Below are 21,859 nucleotides of genomic sequence, written 5' to 3'. Positions count from 1 at the left end.
GGGAGTGGCCGTGGCGGCTGCCCTTACGCTCAGCAGGAGACCCAGCGCAAGGCCACGCGGGGACGATCCAGCAGGCTCAGGCAATGGCAATCGAGGCCAATACCAGCCGCGAACAGCAATTGTTGCGCCGCACAGACAAGGGGCAGGCGTTCGCGCTCCCAGGCGGGCACGTCAAACGCCTGGTAATGGTATTTCAAGCTCTTGGTGGGACGGTTCAAGGCCAGTTTCAAGCGCTCGCCACCCTGGCGGAAATCGATCGTCAAGGTTTGAGATTGCAACCAGGCAATATCGATACCCTGCCCGCCCTCATCCACCGCATCGAAATGCAGCACGCCGCCATACGCGGGAAACGCCAGGCTGGCCTCGCCTTGCCAGGTGAATTGCTGGCCGGCTTTTTCCAGGCCGGGAATGCCCGCATCGTCACGCTCGCGCATGCCGGCCAGGTCATCGAGCTTAGGCGTCAGGTACAGACGGTCGCGGTGGCGCCGCACGTGGCATTCGGGATGCGTGACCAGCAATTGCGCATCGGGCCGCGCCTCCAGCAGCTGCGCCAGCATTTCCACCAGCCACGCCGTCGACGGCATGCGCAAGCCGCGCGTGCCGAACCAGTGGCGCAGCAGGTTGTAGCAGCGGTCCGCGCTCAGCGCGCGCAATTTCGCCAGCTCGATGCAGTCGCCGTCGAGACAGGCGGCCAGGTCCTGCGTCGCCAGTTCCGTCAGCAGGCGCTGCGCCGATTGCGCGTGCTGGGCGCTGCGGGCGAAGCGCTCCTGGAAACCGGGAAACGCCTGTGCCAACACGGGCATCACCTGGTGCCGCAAGGCATTGCGGGCGAAGCGGGGATCGTCGTTCGATTCGTCGTGGATGTGCGCGATCGCATGTTTCGCCACGTACGCCTCCAGTTGCCTGCGCGACACGGGCAGCAGCGGACGCGCCATCACCAGGTCAGGATTGCCCAGCAGCTCGGGCGCACTATTGGCGCCATCCATGCCGGACAAGCCCGCCGTGCCGGAGCCGCGCAGCAATTGCAGCAACACCGTTTCAGCCTGGTCATCCTGGTGGTGCGCCGTCAGCAGCAGGCGCACGCCGTGCGCGGCGCACAGCTCGCCCAGGGCCGCGTAACGGCGCTTGCGGGCCGCCTCTTCCGTGCCCGTCTTCGCATTCTTTTCCAGCGTGACCTTGCGTGCCTCGAAGGCGATGCCCATGCCGGCGCACAACTGCGCGCAGTGCGCCAGCCACGCATCCGCGTTCGGGCTCAGGCCGTGGTGCACGTGGAACGCGTGCAGGGCCACGCCGTGCTCTTGCGCCCAGGCATGCGCCAGGTGCAGCAGGGCCGAGGAATCGAGGCCGCCGCTGAGGGCGATGCCGACCGCTTCGCCGGCTTGCGGTCCGCAAGTTGCCAGCGCGCCGGCGAAGATATCGGCGACGGTGGCGTTTTGTTGCTTTTTCATAAGACTCCTGGAATGCAAAGAGGGACAGGTGGCCAAACGAGTGATATCGCTTGGCTGCCTGTCCCTGGTGTTCTTGCTGCCGGCCTGCGCCGGCGATGGTTTACTCGCTCGGCGTGGTTTCCTTGAACTTGCCGTAACTCAGCAGTTTTTCATGGCGCGCGGCCAGCAAGTCCTTGGTTTTCATGCCGTGGAACTGGCGCAGGGTGTCGGCCAGTGCGCGTTTCAGCAAGGTCGCCATCTGTTTCGGATCGCGGTGGGCGCCGCCCAGCGGTTCGTTGATGATCTTGTCGATCAGGCCCATGGCTTTCAGGCGGTGCGCCGTCAGGCCCAGCGCTTCGGCCGCGTCGGAGGCGCGCTCGGCGCTCTTCCACAGGATCGAGGCGCAGCCTTCCGGCGAGATCACGGCATACGTCGAGTATTGCAGCATCAGCACGGCATCGCCCACGGCAATCGCCAGCGCGCCGCCGGAACCGCCTTCACCGATGATGGTGGCGATCAGCGGCACCTTGAGTTCCGCCATCACGTACAGGTTGTGGCCGATGGCTTCCGACTGGCCGCGCTCTTCCGCGTCGATGCCGGGGAAGGCGCCTGGCGTGTCGACGAAGGTAAAGATAGGCAAGTTGAACTTTTCAGCCACTTTCATCAGGCGCATGGCCTTGCGGTAGCCTTCCGGCTTCGGCATGCCGAAATTGCGCATGGCGCGCTCTTTCGTGTCGCGGCCCTTTTGATGGCCGATGACCATGCACGGCTGGCCGTTGAAGCGGGCCAGGCCGCCGACGACGGACAAATCGTCCGCGTAGCTGCGGTCGCCATGCAATTCGTGGAAATCGGTAAAGATTTCATTCACATAATCCATGGTGTAGGGGCGCTGCGGGTGGCGCGCGATCTGCGCCACTTGCCAAGGGGTCAGCTTGGCATAGATATCCTTGGTCAGCTGCTGGCTCTTCTTGGCCAGGCGGTCGATCTCTTCCGAGATGTCGACGGCCGAATCGTCTTGCACGAAGCGCAACTCTTCGATCTTGGAATCGAGTTCCGCGATCGGCTGTTCAAAATTGAGGAAAGTCGTTTTAGTCATTGTACCTCCAGGTTTTACCGGCCACGGCGCCAGGGCGCGCGGCGTCATCTATGTTTATTTTACCGTACCGGCTGGTGCGCCGGGGGCTGTATCGGATGCGGCAGGGGCGGCTGCAGGGTCGAGACTGCGCCACAAATACCACGTCGCCACGGTGCGCCACGGTTCCCAATTGGCGGAAACTTCGCGCGCATCGCTGCGGGAAACTGGTTCGCCGGAGAAATAATTGACGCTGATGCCCTGGATCAAACCGGGGTCGTCGAGCGGCAAGACATTCGGCCGGAGCAGATTAAATATCAGAAACATCTCGGCTGTCCAGCGGCCGATGCCGCGGATTTGCACCAGTTCGGCGATGACGGCTTCGTCATCCATCTGGTCCCACTGACTCGCGTGCACGCGCTTGGCCTTGAAATGGTCGGCCAGGTCGAGAATGTATTCGGTCTTGCGTTTGGACAAACCGCAGGCGGACAACTGCTCGGCGCCTGCCTTCAACACTTGCGAAGGCGTGCATTTCGGGCAAGCCAGCAGCAGTTTTTTCCAGACAGCATCCGCCGCCTTGGGCGTGATCTGCTGCCCCACCAGCGAACGGGCCAGGGTAGTAAACGGGTCGCTATGGCCGACCAGGTGCAGGTCGCCAAATTGCGGGATGAGCTTTTTCATGATGCGGTCGCGCTTCATCAGCTCGATCTTCGCCTCTTCCCAGTAGTGCGGCACCTGGATCACCTGCGCCGCCACCGGGGCTTCCCCGTTTTCCCTGGACGTTGGCATCATGCGCGGCGCCAGTTGGTCGAGCCGTCAGGCTTATCTTCAAGAATGATGCCCGCAGCCAACAATTCGGCGCGGATCTTGTCGGACTGGGCAAAGTCGCGCGCCTTTTTCGCCGCGCTGCGCGCCGCGATGGCCGCTTCGATGCCGGCCGCCTCATCCTGGCCACCGTCAGCGGCGCCGACGGTTGCTTGCAGGAATTGCTGCGGCGTGCGCTCGAGCAAGCCGAACACGCCCGCCAGGCCCTTCAATTGACGCGCCAGGGCGGGCGACTTGCTCTTGTTGACTTCCGTTGCCAGGTCGAACAGGGCGGCCACAGCCAGCGGCGTGTTGAAATCGTCGTCCATCGCTTCGCGCACGCGCACGGCATGGGCTTCGCTCCAGTCGATGGCGCCCTCTTCCACCGCCACGTCGGCCAGCGCCGTGTACAACCGGGTCAGGGACAGGCGCGCGTCATCGAGGTGCACGTCCGAGTAATTCAGGGGGCTGCGGTAGTGCGCGCGCAGGATGAAAAAGCGGATCACTTCGGCATCGAATTTTTGCAGCACTTCGCGGATGGTGAAGAAGTTGCCCAGCGATTTGGACATTTTTTCATTGTCCAGGCGCACGAAACCGTTATGTATCCAGTAATTGACGCTGGTATGGCCGAACGCGCCTTCGGATTGGGCGATCTCGTTTTCGTGGTGCGGGAATTGCAAGTCCGCGCCGCCGCCGTGGATGTCGAATTGTTCACCGAGCAAGGCGCACGACATGGCCGAACACTCGATATGCCAGCCCGGGCGGCCCTTGCCCCACTTCGAATCCCATTTGACTTCTTCCGGCTCCGACTCTTTCGACGACTTCCACAGCACGAAGTCGAGCGGATCGCGCTTGCCCGTGTTGACGTCGACACGCTCGCCCGCGCGCAGGTCGTCGAGCGACTTGCCCGACAGCTTGCCATAGTGGGGGAAATTGCGCACGGCATAGTTCACATCGCCATCCGCACCCTGGTAAGCCAAATCCTTGGCTTCCAGTTGTTCGATCAGGCGCAGCATCTGCGGCACGTATTCGGTGGCGCGCGGCGTGTGGTCGGGCGTCAAAATGCCCAGCGCGGCCGTGTCTTCATCCATGTAGCGGGTGAAACGCGTCGTCAGCTGGGAAATCGTCTCGCCGTTTTCCACGGCGCGGCGGATGATCTTGTCGTCGATGTCCGTAATGTTGCGCACATAGGTGACGTCGAAGCCGGACGCCTTCAGCCAGCGGTAAATGACGTCGAACGCCATCATCATGCGCGCATGGCCGATATGGCAATAATCATAGATGGTCATGCCGCACACGTACATGCGAACCTTGCCCGCTTCCATCGGGACGAATACCTGCTTCTCGCGAGCCAGGGTGTTGTAAATCTTTAGATTGCTCATCGTGCTTTGCAAGTGGAGCGGTCGCCAGCCTGGCAAAACGACAGACAGGCGCGGACACCGGGGGTGCCGCGCCACAGAACTGCCGTGTGCGCCGAAGACTGTACGACCCGCTATATTGTTGTTCTTGTTTGTTAGAATTAGGGCGTTAGCGGTCAAGTATAACATTGATAAAAACCATACTGGCCCGATATGAATCAGGTTTTTACGATGTTCAACCGAATTTTCACTTCTTTACAATTAAAGCAAGTTTAAAGAAAAATAACGATCAAGGACGCCTTCATGCAAGAAATCAAATCGAAACGCCTGTCTTTCCTGGCCCGCTTTTGCACCCTGTTTGCCGGCCTGACCCTGGGCAGCGCCGTCGTGGCAGCCGCTCCGGCGACCGCCGTCGACCCAACGCCGCACGTGGCCCTGAAAACCAGCATGGGCGAGATCGTGCTGGAACTGGACCAGGAAAAAGCACCGAAAAGCGTGGCCAATTTCCTGCAATACGTCAACAGCGGTTACTACAAGGGCACCGTATTTCACCGCGTCATCGACGGCTTCATGATACAGGGCGGCGGCTTCGACAAGAACATGAAGCAGAAACCGACGAAAGCGCCGATCAAGAACGAAGCGCAGAACGGCTTGCAGAACGTGACCTACAGCATCGCCATGGCGCGCACGGGCGACCCGCATTCGGCCACCGCGCAATTCTTTATCAACGTCAACGACAACGGCCCGCTCGACTACCCTGGCCGCGACGGTTTCGGCTACACGGTGTTCGGCAAAGTCGTCAGCGGCATGGACGTGGTCGACAAGATCAAGGCCGTGCCCGTGGCGGACAAGGGGCCGCACCAGAACGTGCCCGTCACCCCCGTGGTGATCGAATCGGCGACTTTACTCAAGACAGCGCCCGCAAAACTGTAAAATAGCGTTTTTGCGGCGCCCGCCTGCCTGGCGCCGCTGAATCAATTATTCATCCAATTTATTAAGGATCATCATGACCTCCGTCATCATCACCACCAATCTGGGCAAGATCACCGCTGAACTGGACGCCGAAAAAGCGCCGAAAACGGTTGCCAACTTCCTGGCCTACATGCAAGCCGGCCACTACGACAACACGATTTTCCACCGCGTCATCGACGGCTTCATGATCCAGGGCGGCGGTTTCGAGCCAGGCATGAAACAAAAGCCAGCCGACACCACCGTGGAAAACGAAGCCAAGAACGGCCTGAAAAACGATACCTACACGCTGGCCATGGCCCGCACGTCGGACCCGCACTCGGCATCGGCCCAGTTCTTCATCAACATCAAGAACAACAGCTTCCTCGACTACCCAGGCCAGGACGGCTGGGGCTACGCCGTGTTCGGTAAAGTCACCGAAGGCAAGGAAGTCGTCGACGCCATCCGCGCCGTGAAAACCTCGCGCGCCGGCATGTTCGCCGACGTGCCAGTCACCGACGTCATCATCGAGAAGGTAGAAGCCGCTTAATTCGGCTCTGGCACCATGAATAACAGGCATTGCAGCGTTTGCGCCTCTCCATGTACATCACTTTTTGGGAGCGTTGAACGATGACAATGCCTGCCGCACTCTTTATTTCCGACCTGCATTTGCAGAGCTCGCACCCGCGCACCAGCGCGGCGTTTCTTTCTTTCCTGGAACACCATGCGCAATATGCGCAAGCGCTGTATCTATTAGGCGACCTGTTCGAATACTGGGCCGGCGACGATGACCTGGAAGACCCGTTCAATGCGCGCATGACGGCCGCCATCCGCGCCGTCAGCGATGCGGGCGTGCACGTCTACTGGATCGCCGGCAACCGCGACTTTCTCGTCGGCTCCGGCTTTGCCGCCGCCGCCGGCGCCACCCTGCTCAGCGAACCGCACGTGGCCACGCTTGCCGGCCGGCGCATCGTCTTGCTGCATGGCGACGCCGAATGCACGAAAGACGTCCAATACATGGAGTTTCGCGCCATGGTGCGCCAGCCTGCCTGGCAAAAACAGTTCCTGTCCATGCCGCTGGCGCAGCGCAAGGCGATCATCGACGGCTTGCGCAAAAGCAGCCGCGAGCACAATGGCGAAAAATCCATGGACATCATGGATGTAACGCCCGATGCCGTGGCACAAGTATTTGCCGAACACGCGAGCACCGTCATGATCCACGGCCATACGCACCGCCCCGCCCTGCATAAAGTTGACGAAACCTTGCGCTATGTCTTGCCCGACTGGGAATGCGACGTGACGCCGCCACAACAGCCGCGCGGCGGCTGGATCGCCATCGATGCGCGCGGCAACATCACGCGCCATGACTTGAACGGCGACATCATCGACTAGGCTGGCGCCGACCACGTCACGGGCGTTTGTCCGATAGCCGAACCCGCCCGGCCTTGCTGTAATCGCAGCATGCATACTCATTACGTCGGCACGGCCGGCTGGAGCCTGTCCAGCGCCGCCACCAGCCACTTCCCCCTCGATGGCAGCCACCTGCAGCGCTATGCCCAGGTCTTGCCCTGCGTGGAAATCAACAGCTCTTTCTACAGCTCGCACCAGAGCGCCACTTACGCGCGCTGGGCCGACAGCACACCCGAGCATTTCCGCTTCAGCGTGAAATTGCCACGCAGCATCACGCACGAACGGCGCTTGCGCAACTGTGCGGCCGAACTGGATCGCTTTGCGGGAGAAGTCATGCAACTGGGAAATAAATTGGGCTGCGTGCTGGTGCAGCTGCCGCCCAGCCTGCGTTTCGAGGCGGACGTGGCCGTGCAGTTTTTTCAGGCGCTGCGCCAGCACTTCGGCGGCATGCTCGCTTGCGAGGCGCGCCACCCAGGCTGGTTCGCGGCGCAGGCCACCGAACTGTTGACCGCGCAGCGCATCACGCGCGTGCGCGCCGATCCGCCCGCCAGCCAGCCGGGGGCGCACGTGCCGACGACGGAAGTGGCCTACCTGCGCCTGCACGGCAGCCCGACAATATACTATTCCGACTACCCGGCCGACTACCTGGCGGCGCTGGCCGCTGAATTGCACGCACAAACGCATGCGGACAGCTGGTGCATCTTCGACAACACGGCGGCCGGAGCCGCCCTGTTCAATGCGCTGGAATTGCAGGCGCGGCTGATGGAGTCGCCAGCCGCGCCTGCGCATCGCTCCACTTAAGGCAAGGGCGTCTGGACGATGGCGCGGGCGGTATAGCCATACAGGGTACCGTTGCCAAAAGCCACGATGTCCACGATGGGATTGCCCCATGCCAGTTGCGGTGTGGAAATGACCCCGGCCGTATCGATCTTGCGCACGCCATCCTGGCCGCTCAGGTACAGGTTGTCGGCCTTGTCGATGGCCAGGCTGGGTATGCCGGCAAAGGACAGGCTGCCCACGCCAGGTGCACCGTCGATATTTTTAGTCGAGTACAGGGTGCCGGCAAACACGCTCACGGCGCCGGAACGATTCACCTTGAATACCACCTGATGATAATAGTCATCAAAATACATCTCCCCCTTGCTGTCAAACACCATGCTGTAGGGCAGAATATCTTGCAAGCCGAAATCGCTGTCGCTGAAGGAGCGCGCGAGCGTCTCAAAAGATACAAACAAGGAAAATACGCCACCGGGCGGGCGCCGGTAAATGCCCTCGCCGAAGGACTCCGTCCATGTGATATAGCCATCCTTGTCAATCGCCAGGATATACTGCTGAATGCCTGTCATTCCAGTCGGCAATTGCTCGATGGTGGACATGACCCCGTCAGCATTGATCTTGCGCAAATTAAACGAAGCAGAATTCGGCGCCCTGTCCGCCACATACACGGCGCCATCCGCGCCGCAAGCGATCGCCACGGGGCTGAGCATGGTCGAGCTGAGCCGTGGTCCGTCATCGCTGCCCGCGCGGCCGGCAATCCCCGCATGGACTTCCAGCTTGCCATTCGGCGCGAGCCGGCGCAATACCTTGTTGGCCGCATCGAGCAGATAGACATTCCCGGCAGGGTCGCTGCACATGCCCGATGCCCTGACCGCACCCACGCGGGCTGCCGCGCCCACGCCGTCCGCCGGCCCGGCTTCGCTCAGAATGACCGGCACGGTCGTAATCCTGTTGCCGGCATCCACCCGGCTCAGCCGTTGCAAGGCAAAATCGAAGACCAGCATAGCGCCTGAATTCTCGCGCAATATCAGCGCGAGGTTTTTCCAGTCGACAGGTTTCCCCGCAGCATCAGGCACCAGGCGCCCCACGACCGTCGTCACCTCGCCATCGGGCGCCATGCGGCGGATGGCGTCGCGGTCGACCAGCAACAAATTGCCGTTGCGCTCGAACACCATACTGCGTACGCCCCTGAAGCTGGCATTGACGCCCTTGCCATCGTAGCCAGTCGTTCTCGCATTGCCAGCCATCAGGGAAGCCTGGCCATTATCAAGGCGATATATCTTGCTGCCGCCATAGTTGCTCAAATAAATGAGACCGCTGGCATCGACCGCAATCTGACCAACCTGCCCTGCCCGCAGCTGGCTGTTCGGTTCGAAAAACATGACATGCACGGAGCTGACCACGCCATCTGGCGTCACCCGGCGAAGCTGGAACTGCCCATCATCGACGAGCAGCAGATCGCCATTACGCTCCACGGCCATGCTGGAGATCCATCCGAACCCCGCTTGCGCTCCCGGCCCATCGGCATACACCGGCGTGCCATTCGGCTCGGGCGGTATCGCGCTGCAATTGGCGCGGCGCTTGCCGGCCAAAGTAGTGACCACCCTTTCTGGCGTAATTTTGCGCACCAGTCCATTGCAGCTGTCGCCCACGTACAAATTCGACTTGTCGTCGATCGCCAGCGGTGCACGCCCGCCGCCCATGTAGAAAGTCGCGCTGATCCCAGGCCCGTCAACGGCACCAGCCTTGCCCGGCACGCCGGCGTAAATACTGAGGCTGCCGTCAGGGGTGAGCTTGTGGATCACCTGCGTGGACGAATCGGCGAAGTAATAATTGCCCGCGCCATCCTGCACCATGCCATCGACACGCTGGATCTGTTCCTGCACGCCGGCCAGCACGATGGGCAGGCAACGCACGGCCAGGGTGCTGACGTCGGCGCTGCCCATCGTTGCCGCGCCTTGCGCGATGCTGCAGCCCAGGCCGGCGGAAGCGCTGTCGACCTTGCCTTGATACGCCGTGCCCGCCGCCAGCTTGCCGGCAAAACTGAAGGGACCGTTGGCCGTGACGGTCACTTTATCCGTGCCGTTCGCCAACACGACGCTGGCGCCAGGCAGCAAGCCGCTGACCGTGCCACCGAGCAGGTAACGCGTCGTTTCAACGGCAGGCGTGGTGGACGGCGTGGCCGTGCCGCCGCCGGAACCGCCGCCGCAGGCGCTCAGCAGGGCCAACAGGGCGGCACCGCAACCGGCACGCCTGAACAGGTTTTGTACTTCTCCAAAGCAATTTATCATTTCTGCTTTCATGGTTGTGGCGACGATGCACGCCAAAAGTTATCAAGTAAGATTCTCAAACACGCAACATTATAGTTTCTCCATGGATAGAGAAACATGAAAATGTTGACATTTATATTTTCACTGTTATAGTTCACTACAACACCAACCCAATACACCACGGAGCTTCGATGCCTACAGCACTTTTTACGCGCCGCCCCGCCCCGCCGTTGTCGGAGCGCATCCCATGAGCGCGGAATGGAACGACAATAGCCCCATCTACCGCCAGCTCAAGGCCAGGGTGGTGGGCATGATGCTCGATGGCGTGCTGCAGTCCGGCGACGCCTTGCCGTCGGTGCGCCAGGTGGCGGCCGATTACCAATTGAATCCCATCACGGTCTCGCGCGCCTATCAGGAACTGGTCGACGATGCCCTGGTGGAAAAACGCAGAGGACTCGGCATGTATGTCTTGGAAGGCGCCCGCGACAAATTGCTGGCCAGCGAACGCGAACGCTTCCTGCGCGAAGAATGGCCAGCCTTGCTGGAACACATCACCCGCCTGGGCCTTGATCTCGATCAACTGCTGCAAGCGAGCCGCGACGGCGGCGCACACGGAGAGAACGCATGAATGCATTGAACAAGGACAGCGTCATCAGCGCGCGCGGCCTGCGCAAGCAGTATGGCAAGCAGGTGGCCATCGACAACATCAGCTTCGATATCGCGCCGGGGCGCATCGTCGGCTTGATCGGGCCTAACGGTTCCGGCAAGACCACCACCCTGAAAGCCATCCTGGGCCTGACGGGCTTCGATGGCGACTTGTCCGTGCTGGGGCGCGATCCCCGCGTGCAACGCGACGCGCTGATGGACGACGTGTGCTTCATCGCCGACGTGGCCATCCTGCCGGGCTGGCTGCGCGTGGCCGACGCCATCGATTTCGTTGCCGGCGTGCATCCACGTTTCGACCGCAGCAAGGCCGAACGCTACCTGGCCCACACCAAGCTGTCGCCGAAGATGAAGGTCAAGGCCATGTCGAAGGGCATGGTGGTGCAGCTGCACCTGGCGCTGGTGATGGCCATCGACGCCAAACTGCTGGTGCTCGACGAGCCGACCCTGGGCCTGGATATCCTGTACCGCAAGCAGTTCTACCAGAACTTGCTGGAAGACTACTTCGATGAAAACAAGACCATCGTCATCACCACGCACCAGATCGAGGAAGTGGAACACATCCTCAGCGACCTGATGTTCATTCGCGACGGCAAGATCGTGCTGGCGTCCAGCATGGAAGAGGTGGGCGAGCGCTATATCGAGGTGATGGTGGGCCCGCAGCACGTCAATCCGGCGCGCGCCCTGCAGCCGATCAGCGAACGCAGCGTGTTCGGCAAGTCCGTGATGCTGTTCGATGGCGTCGCCCGCACCCAGCTGGCTGCCCTCGGCGAAGTACGCACGCCCAGCCTGGCTGACCTGTTTGTCGCGACCATGAAAGGATCGTACCAATGAGTATTTCCCCTGTAAACAAGATGCAATGGCTGCTCCGGCGCGAGTTGTGGGAACACAAGGGCATGCTGGTGTGGACGCCTGCCGTGATCGGCGTCGTCATGACGGTGCTGGGCGCCCTGATGGCGGCCGCGACCGTCGCAAAGACCAAAATGCACACGGCGCTCATCGTCAATGGCGAGGAAATTTCCTGGAGCACCGTCTTCAATACGCGCACCTTTGGCCCGCGCCGCACGGAAATCATCGACGCCGTCGCCAACAACTATACGTACACGGCCGCGCCGCTGTTCCTGGCGCTGGGCTTCCTCGTGTTTTTCTATTGCCTCAGCGCCTTGCATGACGACCGCCGCGACCGCAGCGTGCTGTTCTGGAAATCGCTGCCCATCTCGGATGCGCAGACGGTGCTGTCGAAAGCGACCATCGCCCTGCTGGTCGCGCCGCTGATCGTGGCCGCCGCCGCCAGCCTGACGTCGCTGGCCCTGATCCTGATCCTCAGCGGCGTGCTGGCGGCCAACGGCATCCACGTGTTTGCCGAACTGCTGGGCTCTTCCGGCCTGTACCTGGGACCGCTGCGCGTGTTTGGCTTGCTGCCCGTGTATTGCCTGTGGGCCTTGCCGACTGTCGGCTGGCTGCTGATGGTATCGAGCTGGGCCAAGTCGAAAGTCTTCCTGTGGGCCGTCGGCGTGCCGTTGCTGCTACTCATCCTGACAGTCTGGGCCGGCAAGCTGACGCAGACGGAAAGCGATGTAAGCTGGATACAGATGAATGTCATCGGACGCGCCCTGCTGGGCACCCTCCCCGGCAGCTGGTATCTGTTCGAACCGGAACTGCTGCCGCGCATGCACGCCTTGGCAGAGGGGGGATCGCACATGACGCGCATCGATGTGTTCAGCAATTCCTGGTCCAGCCTGGCCTTGCCGGCCGTCTGGCTCGGTGCGGCTGCAGGCGCGGCGCTGATTTACGCCGCCATCCGCCTGCGCAGCTGGCGCGAGGAAGGCTGACAGCGCACTATCTCTTCCCCCTCAAAAACGCCCCGCCCGTCGGGGCGTTTTCTATTTCTGCGCTGGCAAAACATCTGAAAATAATAACTACATTTCTGATAGTGATTATTAAAAAATTCCCTCCCCGAATAAAGACTATTCATTCGATAGTATCAATCCGATATAAAAATTACAAATAATTATTTCTATCGTATTTTATTACCAATCAAATTTGATAATCACCATGCAAAAAAGCAACAACTAGCAATTCGATAGCGATAGGGTTTTTTCGATGAAAATCGCAGAAACACTGCAACCGGGTAGCGGATTCATCCTAAAAGTCCCATTCCGTGACAATCCGTGATTATTCGCTTGCGCAAAGCTTGACAGAATAGAGTCATGAAAAATGATTAAAATGAAATTGAAAGTTTCAAAATTGAAACTACCATCAGAGTGAGAGATGGTGCGGCCTGCATGTAAATACCGCTATCTTTCAAGGCGCATCGGCTGGCAAGCCAGTTATCGCAAAAACAGGATGCAAGAAAATAACGCCATGCAAAACAAATGCAAAAATGGCATTTTAAATATTTCAGGGCCGGCGTTCCATTACGCCAGCGTTTTTTCCCCAGTTATGTTTTACTTTCACCATCTGCATCGGCAATACCCAATTTCAACCACGGCCCAAGCCACGCCGGAGTAAGCAAGGAAACGAACCACATTATTGATTTTTTAATATCTTAAAAAATTGAACGAACATATAACCTTCTTCCGGAGATTTTCAAATGGCCACCACCCAAAATCCAGCACAAGTTCCCGTCAATGCCGAAGGCGCTGGCGCCAAGATCGCGACGCCCGCTAAAAAAGCGCTCAATCCGAAAAACGGCGACCGCAAGCAGTATGACGAAGACGAACTGATAAAAGGGGCCGATGCCAGCGCGACCATGCCGCCTGAAAATGTCGTGGAAGTCACGGGAAGCGCCGATAGCGGCAATGCCGCCGCCCTGGGCACGGCCGCGGCAGTGGCTGCAGCCGCCCTGGCAGCCGGTGGCGGCGGTGCGGCCGCAGGCCAGGCCGGCAACGGCAGTGCCGATCCCGGCACGTCGCAAGGCGACAACAACGGCGGTGCGGCGGGCGCGGCAGGCGCAGGCGCCGCCGGCATCCCCAGCGGCAGCGTCGTGGATGTCGCAGGAGCATCAGCTGGAGCGGGCGCAGGCGCAGGCGCAGGCGCCGGTGCGGCAGGCGGCCTGGGCGGACTTGGCGTGCTGGGCGCGCTCGGCGGCCTTGGCCTGGTAGCCGCCGCAGCAGGCGGTGGCGGCGGAGGCGGTGCCGCGGCTGGCGGTTCCGGCACCGGTGGCACGGGGACCGGAGGCACAGGCACGGGTGGCACGGGTACGGGCGGGACCGGCACTGGCGGCACGGGCACGGGAGGAACCGGTGGCACGGGCGGAACGGGAGGAACTGGCGGCACGGGCGGCTCGACCGGCGGTAGCACGGGAAATCAATCCACGACCACGACGATTACCGACGCGGCCGTGCTGGCCGCAGCAGCAGCGGTCGCGGCGGCCAACAGTGCCCTGGCCGATGATGCCGCCGCCGCAGCCGCCGCCGCCACGGCAGCAGCTGCGCTGGCAGCGGCGAATGCGGCCACGCTCGCCGACCAGCAGGCTGCCGCCGCGGCAGCTGCAGCGGCGGCAGCCTTGCTCGCAGCCAATAACGCCACCAGCGACGATGTGCTGGCCGCCAGCACGGCAGCCGCCGTGCCCGGTGCGCAAGCCGCTGCCACGGCTGCCACGACCGACGACAACGCGGCCGCTGCCGCTGCCGCAACCGCCGCCATTTCGCTGGCCGCCACCACTTCGGCACAAAATGCCGATGCGGCTGCCGTCACGGCCGCCGCCAACGCCGCCGCCGCGCACGCCGCTGCCGATGCGGCACAAACGCAAGCGGACCAGACCAACGCCCCCGCATTGCAAGTCATCGCCGATGCGGCCGATGTCGTCTCCGCCGCCGCCAACACCCAGGCGGCGCTGACCGATGCCGCGGCGCTGGGCGTCATCTCGGCCAATGATGCCGCCGCTGCCGCCGCTGCCACGGCGCTGGCCAATGCCACGGACGCCGCCGCGCTGGACCTGGCGGCAACGGCCGCCGCCAACGCCGCCGTCACGGCCGGCATACAGGCCAGCCTGACGGACGCCGCCGCTCTGACAGTCATCTCCGATGCCGATGCGGCCACCGCCGCCGCGGCCGCCAGCGTGGCCGCCGCCACCGATGCCGCCGCCCTGACCGCCGCCTCGAATGCGGCCGCTACCGCGGCAGCGAATGCGGCAATCAACGCCAATGCCAGCGACGCCGCGGCACTGGGCGTCGCCGCCACGGCGGCAGTGAGTGCCGCCGCAGCGGCCAGCACGCAAGCAGGACTCACCGACGCCGTGACGCTGACCATGGCAGCGGACGCCGCCGCCGGCGTCGCCGCCTGGGATGCCTCGATCGCCAACGCCACCGATGCCGTGGCCCTGCAGGCCGCCGCCGATGCGGCCGCCACGAACGCCGCAAATGCGCAGACACAAGCGAACATGACGGACGCGCCCACCCTGGGGCTGATCGCCGATGCCGCCACCCTGGCGTCGGATGCGGCGCAGGCGCAGGCCGACTTGACCGACGCGGCAGCGCTGGCCCTGATTTCCAGCGCCGATGCCGCCGCAGCGGCGACAGCGGCCACATTAGCCGGCAACACGGATGCCGCCGCGCTCGACATCGCTGCCGCCGCTGCCGCCACTGCCGCCGCCAACGCCGTGGTGACAGCCAACCTGAGCGACGCGGCCGCCCTGCAGATCACGGCCGATGCCGCCGCCAACACCTCGACCGCCGCCGCCGCGCAAGCGGCGCTGACCGATGCGGCCGCGCTGCAAATCGTCTCCGACAATGATGCCGCCGCCGCACTGGCAGCGCAAACCACCGCCGACCAGACGGATGCCGCCGCCCTGGCCGCTGCCGACGCGGCGGCAGCCAGCGATGCCGCAAATGCCCAGGCCGTGGCCGGTCAGACCGATGTAGTTGCTCTGCAGCAAGCTGCCGACCAGGCCGATGCGGATGCGGCGGCCGCCCATTCGCAAGCGAGCCTGCTGGACGTCAACGTCGCCCTGAATGCCTTCAACCTGGCCAACCTCGCCGCCCTGGCCGCCAACGTCACGGCCGGGCAGACCAGCGTCGTCGACCTGACGGCGACCGTCAATGCCTTGCAGCTCGACGCCGATGGCGCCGATGCCGATGCCAGCCTGACGGACGCCCTCTTCCTCGCCGGCGTCTCCGCCGCCGATGCGCTGGCGGCCGCGACTGCGCTGACCACTGCCAACCTGACCGACGCCGTGGCGCTCGCCAACACCGCCGCCGCGGCCGTTGCGGCGGCGGAAACGGCTGCCCTGCTGGGCGGGATCGACATCTCGGCCGTCAGCGCCGCCGTTGCGGCCCAGACCGCAGCCACGGCCGCAGCGGCCACCGCCGCGCTGACCGATGCAGGCGCGCTGGGCCTTGTCTCCACCGCCGATGCCGCCGCCGAACTTGCCGCCCAGGCCGCCGTCAGCACACTGACGGCCGCCAATACGCTGGCGCAAAACGCCCTGACCGCGGCACAGCTCGTGGCCGGCCAGACCGATGCCGCAGCCCTGGCCGTGGCGTCATCGACCGCCGATGCGGCCGCCGCCGCAGCCGTCACGACGGCGGGCCAGACGGACGCCATCGCGCTGAGCCTCATTTCCAACGCCGATGGCCTGGCTGCCGCCTCGGCCACCAGCCTGGCGGCGCTGACGGATGCCACGGCGCTGGGCGTGATCTCGACCGCCGATGCCACCTTGGCCGCCACCCTGCTGACAACGGCCAACTTGACGGACGCTGCCGCCCTGGGCCTGATCGCCACTGCCGCCGCTGCCGCCGCCAATACGGCGACGAATGTTGCCAACCTGACCGATGCGGTGGCGCTGGGCCTCGTCTCGACGGCCGCCACCACGGCCGCCAATACGGCCGCCGCCACCGCCTCGTTGACGGACGCCACGGCCCTGGGCCTCGTCGCCACGGCCGATGCGGCGCTCGCCGCCACGGCGCAGACGACGGCCAACCTCACCGATGCCGTGGCGCTGGGCCTCGTCTCGACGGCCGCCAACACGGCCGCCAGCCTGGCCGCCACGACAGCCAACCTGACGGACGCCGTTGCCCTGGGCACCGTCTCGGCGGCCGCCACGGCTGCCGCCAACACGGCTGCCGCCACCGCCGCGCTGACCGATGCCGTGGCCCTGGGGCTGACGGCCACCGTCGATGCGGCCGCCGCCACCGCCGCGCAAACAACGGCCAACCTGACGGACGCCGTCGCCCTGGGCCTGGTGGCAACCGTGAATGCCACGGCCGCCGCGACCGCCGCCACCGTCGCCGGCCTGACCGACGCCGTCGTGCTGGGCACCCAGCATACGCTCGACGTCACGGCCGCCACCGTGGCCGCCACCAAGGCGGCGCTGACGGACGCGGCCGCGCTGACCACCATCGCCAACAACGATGCCGCCAGCGCCGCTGCGGCCGCCGCCTATTCGGCCGCCCATCCACTCGACCTGGTGGCCGCGCTGGCCGCCACCGTGGCCGCCACCACGGCCGGCCTATCGCACACGGCGGCACTGGCGGCGCAAGCGGACGATGCGGCTGCCGCCTCGACGGCCGCCACGGCTGCCGCCTCGCTGGTCACGCTGAACAATGCGATTGCCGCCGACAATGCCGCCACCGCCGCCGCCACGCTGGCCCTGACCTCCCAGGCCGCCGCCACGGCGGCGCAGCTGGACGACACTCTCGCGGCGACCGCCGCTGGCGTGGCCGCCACCTCGCTGGCAGCGGCGCAGGCAGCGCAAGCGGCCGATGCCGCCGCCGCCGCGACGGCAGCGACGGCAGCCAATGCCCTGGCCGCCTTGAATGCGGCCCTGGCCGCCGACGCGAATGCGGCAGCGACCGCCGCGGCTGCCGTCACGGCCAATGCAGCCACGGCCGCCGCCGTCGCCGACGATCTGGCCGCCGCCACGGCCGCCACCGTCGCCAATGCCTCGCAAGCGGCCGCGCAAGCGGCGCAGCTGGCCGACAATGCGGCCGCCAGCGCCGCCACCATCGCCGCCAATGCATTGACCGCGCTGAACCAGGCACTGGCCGACGATGCGGCCGCCGCTGCCGCCGTCCTCAACTCCACCAACGCCACGGCCGCCGCTGCGGCCGCTACCGCCGCCGATACGGCCGCCGCCGCTGCCGCCGCCGTCGCCGCCATCTCGGCCGCCGCCACGCAGCATGCGCAGGCGGACGATGCCGCAGCAGCGGCAGCCGCCCTCACGGCGGCCATCTCGCTGGCCGCCACGCAAGCCGCGCAGGCGGCCGACCTGGCCGTCGGCACGACGGCGGCGGCGGCAGCGGCCGCGCTGGCCGCGCTGAATCAGGCCCTGAACGACGACAGCGTCGCCGCAGCAGCGGCCACGGCGGCCAACAATGCGCAAGCGGCCCTGAATGCGGCCACGACGGCGCTCAACGCGGCAATCCTGACGGCCAGCGCCTCGCTCGCCGCCACCAATGCCGCCGTGGGTGCCGACGCCACGGCGGCAAGCACGGCAGCCGCGGCCGCGGCCGCGCAGATCATTGCCGACGCCGCGCTGCAGGCCGACGCCGGCCTGGCGGCCCTCGCCACGGCGGCCAACAATGCACTGGCCGCAGCCAGCGCCGCGCTGGCCGCCGACGATGCGGCCGCCAGTGCCGCACACACGGCAGCCCTGTCGGCAGCCGCCACGCTGGCGGCGCAATTGGCCGACACGGCCGCCATCAACGCCCATGCGGCGCTCAACGCGGCCATCGCCAACCTGAACGCGGCGGTAACGGCCGATACCAACGCCCTGGACGCCGACAATGACAAGACGCTCAAGCTGAACCTCCTCATCTCCGCGCAAAATGCGTCCGATGCGGCAGCCCAGGCCGACGCGAATGCGGCAGCCGCCCATGCGGCGCTGGCGTCGGCCCAGGCCGACGATGCGGCGGCCGTCACGGCTGCCAACAATGCGGCAGCCGCGCATGCGGCGGCCGTCGCAGCGCAGAACGCCGATGCAGCCGCAGCAACGGCGGCGGCGCAGGCGGCCATCTCGCTGGCCGCCACGCTCAATGCCCAGGCGGATGACGCCACGGCAGCAGCGGCCGCCACGGCCGCCGCGAATGCGCAACTGGCATTGAACGCGGCCCTCGCCGCTGACGCCAACGTCGCCGCCACCGCAGCTGCAGCCGCCGCCGCCCAGCTGGCGGCGCAAAACGCGCACGATGCCGATGCCGCCGCCGCGGCAGCCGCCGTCGCGGCCGCCATTACCCTGGCAGCCACGCAGGCAGCCCAGGCCGACGATGCGGCAGCCGCCCTGGCCGCGGCCAACGCCGCCAACGCCCAGGCAGCGCACAACGCCGCCGTCGCCGACGACCAGGCCGCAGCGGACGCCGCAGCCGCCGCCTCCCTCGCACAAGCGGCAGCGACGGCAGCAGCCGCCGCCGATGTCGCCGCCGCCGCCAGCGCCGCGGCGGCAGCATCGGCACTGCTCGCCGCCCAGGCAGCACAAGCCGACGACACGGCCGCCAACCAGGCTGCGGCAAATGCCGCCGCCGCCACCGCCGCGCACACGGCAGCCATCGCCGCCGATGCCCTCGCCGTCAGCACGGCGGCAACGGCGGCCACCGCTCTGGCCGCCGCCACCGCGGCGCAGAACGACGATGACGCCGCGGCGGCGGCCGCCGCCCAGGCCGCCATTTCGCTGGCCATCACGCAACAGGCACAGGCCGACGATGCGGCAGCGGCAGCGGCCACCGTCAACGCGAACAATGCGGCCGCAGCCGCGCTGGCCGCCCATGCCGCCGATGCGGCCGCGCCGCTGGCCCAGGCCCAGGCAGCAGCTTCGCTGCTGGCCTTCCAGGCGGCGCAAGCGGACGATGCCGCCGCCGCCAACGCGGCGGCAGCAGCGGCCCAGGCGCATGCCAATGCCAACGCGGCCTACGCGGACGATGCGGCGGCGGCCCAGGCCAACGCCAACGCGCAGGCAGCCGATGCGGCCCTGGTGCAAGCGAACGCCCTGGCCGCGCAAACGGACGCCAACGCCCTGGGAGTGATATCGGCTGCGGATGCCGCCCACGCCGCCGCTGTGCAAGCGCTGGCCGACCAGACCGATGCCGTGGCGCTCACCCAGGCCGCCGATGCGGCTGCGACCGCCGCCCTGGCCGCGGCGCAGACGGCCAACCTGACGGACGCCGCCGCCCTGCACTTGGCAGCGGATGCGGCAGCGGCAGCGGCCCTGCAGGCGCAGGCGCAGGCGGACCTGACGGACGCAAACTCGCTGACGGTGTCGGCAAACGCCGCAGCCGCAGCGGCAGCGGCAGCCCAGGCCCACGCCGACCTGACGGATGCGAGCCAGTTGTTCGTGCTGAGCCAGAACGCACTGCACAACCCGCTGACGGTGAGCGACTTCAGCACCGGCCTGCCAGCCGCCGGCGGCGACGTGATCGACATGTCGGCCATCGCCCACCTGACGGCAGCGGTGGCGGTGGGCGTCAACCTGAGCACGGACTTTGGCAACGACAACCTGTTCATCTTCGACAGCACGGCCGTGTCGATCCACGATGCCGCCGGCGCCATCGCGGCCGACAACAGCGTCTTGTCGGGACAGGGCTACATCGTCATCGCCGATGCGCAAAACAGCGGCGCCGTCACGGTCTATCACTCGAGTGACCTGAGCAACGCCAACGCCATCGACACGGCGCTGGTGCTGCTGAGCGGCGTGAACATCACGCAGCTGACGGCGGCGAACTTCCATGTCTGAGGCCATGCTCATGGAAACGTAGCCACAACGGCCGCAGGGGCGCGTACGCAGTCGCGCCGCGCTCCTGCGGTCCTGGTGATCCTCGTTGCAACCCTGCAGGCCGCAAGGCCGGAAAAACACGGGATGAGATTACGCAGTTTGCCAGCACTACCCTGCCGCCGGCGCCCCTGGCCCGGCATCCTGCCCTGCATCGCGGCTGTACTGGCAGCCGTCGCCATGGCCAGCGTCACCCCTTTCGCCGGCGCCCAGGGCGCCACCGCCTGGAACTTCGACCAGGTCTTGCAGCAGGCGCTGCAAAGCCATCCCGCCGTGCAGGGCAGGCGCTCGGCACAGGCGGCCGCGCGGGCCGACCTCGATGGCGCGCAATGGCAGCGCTTTCCCAGCCTGTCGGCGGAAGTCCCCACCGGTTCGCAGGAAACGGGCGGCGTGGTGCGCATCGAGCAGCCGCTGTGGAGCGGCGGGCGCATCGACGCCGGCATCGATGCCGCCAGCAGCCGGGTCGACGCGGCCGGCGCCGCCATCGAGGAAGAACGCCTGACCCTGTCCCTGCGCGTGATCGCCGCCTATACCGAGGCGTTGCGTCAGACGGCGCGCGTGCGTTCAGCCGAGGCGGGCCTGGCCGAGCACCAGCGCCTACTGGACATGATCAAGCGCCGCGTGGTGCAGTCGGTCAGCTCGCAGACGGACCAGCGCCTGGCCGAGTCGCGCGCCTACCAGGCCGCCAACGACGTGTCGAATGCGCGCCAGGCGCTGGAAAACGCGCTGGCGCAGCTGTCGCAACTGGCGGGCAAGCCCGTGCGCCTCGTCAGCACCACCGGCATCGGCGTGGGCGAACCGCTGCCCGACGCCAGCCTGGAGCGGGTCATGCGCCAGGCCATCGACTATTCCCCCACCCTGCACCGCCTCGATTTCGAGGCGCAGGCAGCCGATTCCGAAATCACCATGCAGCGCTCGGCCTACATGCCGAAAGTCGTGCTGCGCATGGAAAAGCCGACGGGCGGCATCAATGCCGACAACCGCACGCGCGCCATGCTGGTGCTGCAGGCGCAGCCGGGCGCCGGCCTGTCGGCCAAGGCGGGCGTGGATGCGGCCGTGGCCAAGCGCGAAGGCGCGCGCGCCGCGCACGACGTGGCCGAACGCGAGGTGCGCGAGCGTTTTACCCTGGACTGGAACGAGGCCGAGGCGAGCCGCCAGCGCCTGGGCAACGCGGGCGAGGCCAGCACCACCTCGACGCAGGTATTCGAATCGTATGCGCGCCAGTACGTGATCGGCCGCAAGAGCTGGAACGACGTGCTCAACGCCGTGCGCGAAGCGACCCAGGCGCAATTTTCGCTGGAAGACACGCGCGCGCAGGCGATCGCCGCCAGCCTGCGCCTGGCCGCGCAAACGGGCACCCTCGCCGGGCGCACGGCGCCGGCCGCGTCGGTGCGCGCCAATTGACCGCCACAGAACACGAACAGGAG

Annotated in this window: 14 protein-coding genes; 9 read left to right on the top strand and 5 right to left on the bottom strand. The window is 65.5% G+C overall.

The window, feature by feature from the left end; all coding sequences use genetic code 11:
• Nucleotides 1–29 precede the first annotated feature (29 nt).
• The 4 genes from tilS to cysS all read right to left on the bottom strand — a co-directional run bounded on the left by tilS (nucleotide 30) and on the right by cysS (nucleotide 4,685).
• The gene (gene tilS, locus OX459_RS22860; protein ID WP_289906652.1) at nucleotides 30–1,448 is read right to left on the bottom strand and encodes a tRNA lysidine(34) synthetase TilS; all 1,419 of its coding nucleotides are present in this window, start codon (nucleotides 1,446–1,448) and stop codon (nucleotides 30–32) included.
• 100 nt (nucleotides 1,449–1,548) lie between these two features.
• Nucleotides 1,549–2,523 (bottom strand): acetyl-CoA carboxylase carboxyltransferase subunit alpha, encoded by a 975-nt coding sequence (locus OX459_RS22855; RefSeq protein ID WP_034756951.1) that lies wholly within the window; start codon nucleotides 2,521–2,523, stop codon nucleotides 1,549–1,551.
• A gap of 54 nt (nucleotides 2,524–2,577) precedes the next feature.
• Complete coding sequence (locus OX459_RS22850; protein WP_289906742.1) at nucleotides 2,578–3,288, bottom strand: DNA-3-methyladenine glycosylase 2 family protein; 711 nt, start codon at nucleotides 3,286–3,288, stop codon at nucleotides 2,578–2,580.
• Entirely contained in the window at nucleotides 3,288–4,685 is a 1,398-nt protein-coding gene (gene cysS, locus OX459_RS22845) for a cysteine--tRNA ligase (RefSeq protein WP_077402243.1), read from the bottom strand. The genes OX459_RS22850 and cysS overlap by 1 nt, the downstream gene beginning before the upstream one ends.
• Nucleotides 4,686–4,964: 279 nt before the next feature.
• On the opposite strand from cysS, the gene OX459_RS22840 reads away from it, so the two are divergent.
• The 4 genes from OX459_RS22840 to OX459_RS22825 all read left to right on the top strand — a co-directional run bounded on the left by OX459_RS22840 (nucleotide 4,965) and on the right by OX459_RS22825 (nucleotide 7,820).
• Nucleotides 4,965–5,594 carry a peptidylprolyl isomerase gene (locus OX459_RS22840; protein ID WP_099664682.1) on the top strand — a complete coding sequence of 210 codons (630 nt, stop codon included), beginning with the start codon at nucleotides 4,965–4,967 and terminating at the stop codon, nucleotides 5,592–5,594.
• Nucleotides 5,595–5,667: 73 nt separating this feature from the next.
• Nucleotides 5,668–6,159 carry a peptidylprolyl isomerase gene (locus OX459_RS22835; protein WP_035817428.1) on the top strand — a complete coding sequence of 164 codons (492 nt, stop codon included), beginning with the start codon at nucleotides 5,668–5,670 and terminating at the stop codon, nucleotides 6,157–6,159.
• An 86-nt stretch (nucleotides 6,160–6,245) separates the two neighbouring features.
• Nucleotides 6,246–7,001 (top strand): UDP-2,3-diacylglucosamine diphosphatase, encoded by a 756-nt coding sequence (locus tag OX459_RS22830; protein WP_077402238.1) that lies wholly within the window; start codon nucleotides 6,246–6,248, stop codon nucleotides 6,999–7,001.
• A gap of 69 nt (nucleotides 7,002–7,070) precedes the next feature.
• The gene (locus OX459_RS22825) at nucleotides 7,071–7,820 is read left to right on the top strand and encodes a DUF72 domain-containing protein (RefSeq protein ID WP_289906651.1); all 750 of its coding nucleotides are present in this window, start codon (nucleotides 7,071–7,073) and stop codon (nucleotides 7,818–7,820) included.
• Here the strand turns inward: OX459_RS22825 and OX459_RS22820 are convergent.
• Entirely contained in the window at nucleotides 7,817–10,087 is a 2,271-nt protein-coding gene (locus OX459_RS22820) for a hypothetical protein (protein WP_289906650.1), read from the bottom strand. The genes OX459_RS22825 and OX459_RS22820 overlap by 4 nt on opposite strands.
• A gap of 226 nt (nucleotides 10,088–10,313) precedes the next feature.
• Here OX459_RS22820 and OX459_RS22815 point away from each other — a divergent pair, with 226 nt between their 5' ends.
• The 5 genes from OX459_RS22815 to OX459_RS22795 all read left to right on the top strand — a co-directional run bounded on the left by OX459_RS22815 (nucleotide 10,314) and on the right by OX459_RS22795 (nucleotide 21,836).
• The gene (locus OX459_RS22815) at nucleotides 10,314–10,694 is read left to right on the top strand and encodes a GntR family transcriptional regulator (protein WP_077402228.1); all 381 of its coding nucleotides are present in this window, start codon (nucleotides 10,314–10,316) and stop codon (nucleotides 10,692–10,694) included.
• Entirely contained in the window at nucleotides 10,691–11,563 is an 873-nt protein-coding gene (locus OX459_RS22810; protein ID WP_289906649.1) for an ABC transporter ATP-binding protein, read from the top strand. The genes OX459_RS22815 and OX459_RS22810 overlap by 4 nt, the downstream gene beginning before the upstream one ends.
• Complete coding sequence (locus OX459_RS22805) at nucleotides 11,560–12,561, top strand: hypothetical protein (RefSeq protein ID WP_289906648.1); 1,002 nt, start codon at nucleotides 11,560–11,562, stop codon at nucleotides 12,559–12,561. Before OX459_RS22810 ends, OX459_RS22805 begins: the two co-directional genes overlap by 4 nt.
• Nucleotides 12,562–13,322: 761 nt before the next feature.
• Nucleotides 13,323–20,396, top strand: coding sequence for a hypothetical protein (locus tag OX459_RS22800; RefSeq protein WP_289906647.1), 7,074 nt, complete (start codon nucleotides 13,323–13,325; stop codon nucleotides 20,394–20,396).
• A 216-nt stretch (nucleotides 20,397–20,612) separates the two neighbouring features.
• On the top strand, nucleotides 20,613–21,836 hold the full coding sequence (locus OX459_RS22795; protein ID WP_289906646.1) for a TolC family protein: 1,224 nt from the start codon (nucleotides 20,613–20,615) through the stop codon (nucleotides 21,834–21,836).
• The last annotated feature ends 23 nt before the right edge of the window (nucleotides 21,837–21,859 follow it).

Source organism: Janthinobacterium sp. SUN026, assembly GCF_030397625.1.
Classification (GTDB): Bacteria; Pseudomonadota; Gammaproteobacteria; order Burkholderiales; family Burkholderiaceae_D; genus Janthinobacterium; species Janthinobacterium kumbetense.
This window is presented reverse-complemented; position numbering and strand designations above follow the sequence as displayed.